5 protein-coding genes are annotated in these 4,160 nt (G+C 68.6%); 3 read left to right on the forward strand and 2 right to left on the reverse strand.

The window, feature by feature from the left end:
* Positions 1 to 272 (forward strand): hypothetical protein (locus tag KH616_RS22225; protein WP_292251379.1); only part of this gene is annotated, 272 nt, incomplete at its 5' end.
* A 19-nt stretch (positions 273 to 291) separates the two neighbouring features.
* Here KH616_RS22225 and KH616_RS22230 read toward each other — a convergent pair.
* Positions 292 to 1,137: an aldo/keto reductase gene (locus KH616_RS22230; protein WP_292251382.1), complete on the reverse strand. Its 846-nt coding sequence runs from the start codon at positions 1,135 to 1,137 to the stop codon at positions 292 to 294.
* 167 nt (positions 1,138 to 1,304) lie between these two features.
* Here KH616_RS22230 and KH616_RS22235 point away from each other — a divergent pair, with 167 nt between their 5' ends.
* Positions 1,305 to 2,051 carry a GntR family transcriptional regulator gene (locus KH616_RS22235; protein WP_292251383.1) on the forward strand — a complete coding sequence of 249 codons (747 nt, stop codon included), beginning with the start codon at positions 1,305 to 1,307 and terminating at the stop codon, positions 2,049 to 2,051.
* Between the two features lie 3 nt (positions 2,052 to 2,054).
* On the opposite strand, the gene KH616_RS22240 is transcribed toward KH616_RS22235, so the two are convergent.
* Complete coding sequence (locus tag KH616_RS22240; RefSeq protein ID WP_292251386.1) at positions 2,055 to 3,449, reverse strand: CoA transferase; 1,395 nt, start codon at positions 3,447 to 3,449, stop codon at positions 2,055 to 2,057.
* Positions 3,450 to 3,690: 241 nt separating this feature from the next.
* On the opposite strand from KH616_RS22240, the gene KH616_RS22245 reads away from it, so the two are divergent.
* Positions 3,691 to 4,160: MFS transporter (locus KH616_RS22245; RefSeq protein WP_292251389.1), on the forward strand; the 470-nt coding region annotated here is incomplete at its 3' end.

Raw genomic sequence — 4,160 nt, forward strand, 5'->3', positions numbered from 1 at the left:
ACGGCGGCAACGGCGGCAGCGGCGGCAGCGGCGGCAGCGGCGGCAGCGGCGGCAGCGGTGGCAACGGTGGCAGCGGTGGCAACGGTGGCAACGGTGGCAGCGGTGGCAGCGGTGGCAACGGCGGTCACGGCAACGGCGGTGGAAACGGCAATGGCAACGGCAGTGGCGGCGCTGGCAACGGCGGCGCCAACGGTGTCGGTAACGGCGGTGGCAATGGCCACGGCAACGGCGGCGGCCACGGCAACGGCGGCAACAACGGCAACCGCCGCTGACACCGACCGTCGTCTGGCGTCAGAGCATCTCGAGCGCGCGCTTGCTGCGTGGCGGACGGAAATATGCGTCAAGCTGCGCGCGCTCGTCGACGCTCAGCACGAGATCGAGTGCGGCGCAATTGTCGCGCACGTGCTCGATCCGTGCCGCCTTCGGAATCGCGAACACGCCGGGCCGGGCAAGCACCCATGCAAGCGCGACACGCGTCACCGACACGCCGCGCGCCTGGGCGATCTCATCGAGCGGCGAACGCTTTGGCAAACGCGCGTGATCGACCGGGCTGTACGCCATGACCGGCATCCGGTGCGCGGCGAGCCACGGCAACAGATCGAATTCCGCCCCGCGGCGCGCGATGTTGTAAAGGATCTGGTTGGTCGCACAGTCCGCGCCGCCCGCTTCGTCGACTAGCGCTTCCATGTCGGCCGTATCGAAATTGCTCACGCCCCAGTGCCGGATCTTCCCTGCCCGGCGTAGCGCCTCGAATCCCTCGACCGTCTCGGCAAGCGGCACCGAACCGCGCCAATGCAGCAAATAGAGATCGAGACGATCGGTGCGCAAGCGCCTGAGACTCGCTTCGCACGCAGCGATCACGCCGCGCCGGCTCGCATGATGCGGATACGCCTTGCTGACGAGAAACACATCGTCACGCAGTCCGGCGAGCGCCTCGCCGACGAGGTCTTCGGTCGCCCCGTCGCCATACATCTCCGCCGTGTCGATCAACGTCATGCCGAGCGCAATGCCCTCGCGCAAAGCCGCGATCTCGGCCGCGCGCCGCGACGGACGCTCGCCCATCTCCCACGTGCCCTGCCCCAGCTTCGGAATCGTCTCGCCGTCGGGCAAGACAACCGTGGCGGTCATCTCCGTCATGCGCCCCTCGCTGCCAAAACGTCGCCGCGCGCGACGCGCGGCGGCATGGAATACGAGGCGACAGTGTAGCCATTCGCTGCGGGCGCGACGTGCCGCCGGGCAAAAACCGGCTATAAGCGCGCCGCATGATGACTTAGAATGGCCGCACCCTGATCGATACCCATTCCATGAAGGCAACGACGGACGACCGCTGGCAGGACCTGCGCCCCGACCCGGACAACGATACGCCGCTCTATCTGCAGCTCGCCCGCACGCTCGGCGACGCGATTCATCACAACCGCTGGATGGCCGGCGAAGCGCTGCCGTCCGAGCGCGTGCTGTCCGAAGCGCTCGGCGTGTCGCGCATCACCGCGCGCAAGGCGATCGCGCTGCTCGTCGAGCAAGGGCTGATCCGGCGCACGCAAGGCGCCGGCAACTTCATCCAGCCGCGCTATGAAGATCCGCTATCGCGCCTGTCGAGTTTCAGCGAGATGCTCGAGCGCCGGGGTTTCACGCCGAGCTCACAGTGGCTCACGCGCGAAATCCAGCCGGCGAACCGCGATGAAGTGATCCAGCTCGGCCTTTCGCCGGCTGCCTCGGTTGCACGCCTGAAACGTCTGCGCCTCGCGGACGGCATCGTGATGGCCGTCGAAAACTCCACGTTCCCCGCGACGCTGATTCCCGATCCGCTGGCGATCGGCGATTCGCTGTACAGCTATCTCGAAGCGCACGGCACGCCGATCGTGCGCGCGCTTCAGCATTTCCGCGCGGTGAATGCGAGCGACGAGATCGCTCAGCAAATGGGCATCGCGCCGCACGACGCGCTCCTGCTCATCACGCGGATCGGCTATACGGCCGACCAGCGTGCGATCGAGCTGACCGACACCTACTGCCGAAACGACTACTACGACTTCGTCGTCGAGCTGCGCAAGTAGCGCTCAGGCGGTCCAGCGCGGGGCATCCGTGCCGAGCGGCACGGGCGGCAGCGCGAAATGCGGCGGCGTCGCCGACAGCCGCTCGGCCGGCCGCACCGCATCGATGGCGCCGAACGGCGATTCGATCCGGTCGATCCGGTCGCGCACATCGTCGGGCGCGATGTCACGCGCATGCTCGCCATCCGGCACGATGCCAAACGACTGCAGCCAGCGGCCGGTCTGTGCGAGCGACAGCCGCACATGCCAGCTGCCGCCCTCGCGCGCACGCCGCGCGAGCGCGATCATCGCGCCGAACGCCGCGAGATAGCCGGTCGCATGATCGAGTGCCTGGCACGGCAGATGACGCGGCATGTCCGCACGCGCGGCGCGCTGCTCGCACCACGCAATCCCGCTCGCCGACTGCACAAGACTGTCGAAGCCACGCCGCTGCGACCACGGTCCCACCTGCCCGTATGCCGAAATCGACACGCACACGATGCCCGGCCGCAATGCCGCGAGCGCGTCCGGCGAGAAGCCGCGCGATCCGAGCGCACCCGGCCGGTACGCCTGCAGAAACACGTCGGCGCCCTGCGCGAGTTGCCGCAGCGTGTCGACACCGCACGCCTCGCGCAGATCGACCCATGCCGAGCGTTTGCCGCGCCCGTTGTCGATCACGAGCGGCGCAATGTTCGGCAGATGCGGGCCGTTGACCAGCAGCGTCTGCGCGCCATGCGACGCAAGCGTGCGGCCCGCGACCGGCCCTGCGATGATCCGCGTCAGATCCAGCACGCGCACGCCCGACAGCGGACGGCTCGCGTCGTCATGGCCGATCGGCTGCACGGGGGCATCGCCGATGCGTTCGATCTCGAACAGCGGCAGCGTCGCGAGCGCGCGCGCCTGCTCGTGCGCCGCCCATTCTTCCGGCGTGCGAATCAGCGCCGCGCACAGGCCGGCATCGGCGAGCGCCGCGTCGAGCGTCGCGCCATCCCATGTCCGGATCGCCGCCGCGACATCCGCAGGCCGCCCGCCGCATCCGAGCACATCGAGAATGCCGCGCAAATGGTGCGGAAAATTCGCATGCAGCTGGATCCAGCGTCCATCGCGTGTCGCGTAGAAACCCGTCACCGGATGCCGCAATTCGGGCGGCGGCCCGGCGTCGACGCGCAGATAGCGTTCGCTGCGAAACGCGACGAGCGCATCGCGGACCGACACGTCGACGTGCTGCGCAACACCGGTACGGATCCGGTGGCATTCGGCCGCGGCGAGCCCGGCTGCCGCGATTGTCGCGGCAGCGAGCGTGCCGACGTGGAACACGGACGGCAGCAGCGGATCCTGTCCTGCGATCTCGACGCGGGCAAGCGCGCCGGGGTCGCCGTGGGCGAGTTGCCACAGATGCGTCAAAGCGAGATGGGGCGTCATGGTCGATGCCGGTGCATGCCGGTACGAAAGGAAAACGGTATCGAGTCTAGATTTCTACGCCGGCGCGATCAATCACGATTGCGCGCATCCGTGCATCACGAATCGTCGTGTTCCGGCCGCGCATCGCGCGGCCCGCGGCCCGCGGCCCGGCGAGCCGCCAATGAGGTCGGATCTGCGCGGCGCGGCGGCTTTCCCTACAATGTCGGTTGCCCTGCATTCCATGCCGCCACCTCGCATCTCCATGTTCCTGCGCCCGCCCCCCGCCGCTCCCGGCGAGAAAAACCTCACCGTCATGCTCTGGCTCGTCGCGACGGGCTTCTTCATGCAGACGCTCGACGCCACGATCGTCAACACCGCACTGCCGTCGATGGCGGCCAGCCTCGGCGAATCGCCGCTGCGCATGCAGTCGGTCGTGATCGCGTATTCGCTGACGATGGCAGTGATGATTCCCGTGTCCGGCTGGCTCGCCGACACCTTCGGCACGCGGCGGGTGTTCTTCAGCGCGATCCTGGTCTTTTCGCTCGGCTCGCTGCTGTGCGCGAACGCGCACACGCTGGCGCAGCTCGTCGCGTTTCGCGTGGTGCAAGGCATCGGCGGCGCGATGCTGCTGCCCGTCGGCCGGCTCGCCGTGCTGCGCACGTTTCCCGCCGAACGCTACCTGCCCGCGTTGTCGTTCGTCGCGGTGCCGGGCCTGATCGGCCCGCTGATCGG

It is taken from the genome of Burkholderia sp., from assembly GCF_018375725.1.
Taxonomy (GTDB): domain Bacteria; phylum Pseudomonadota; class Gammaproteobacteria; order Burkholderiales; family Burkholderiaceae; genus Burkholderia.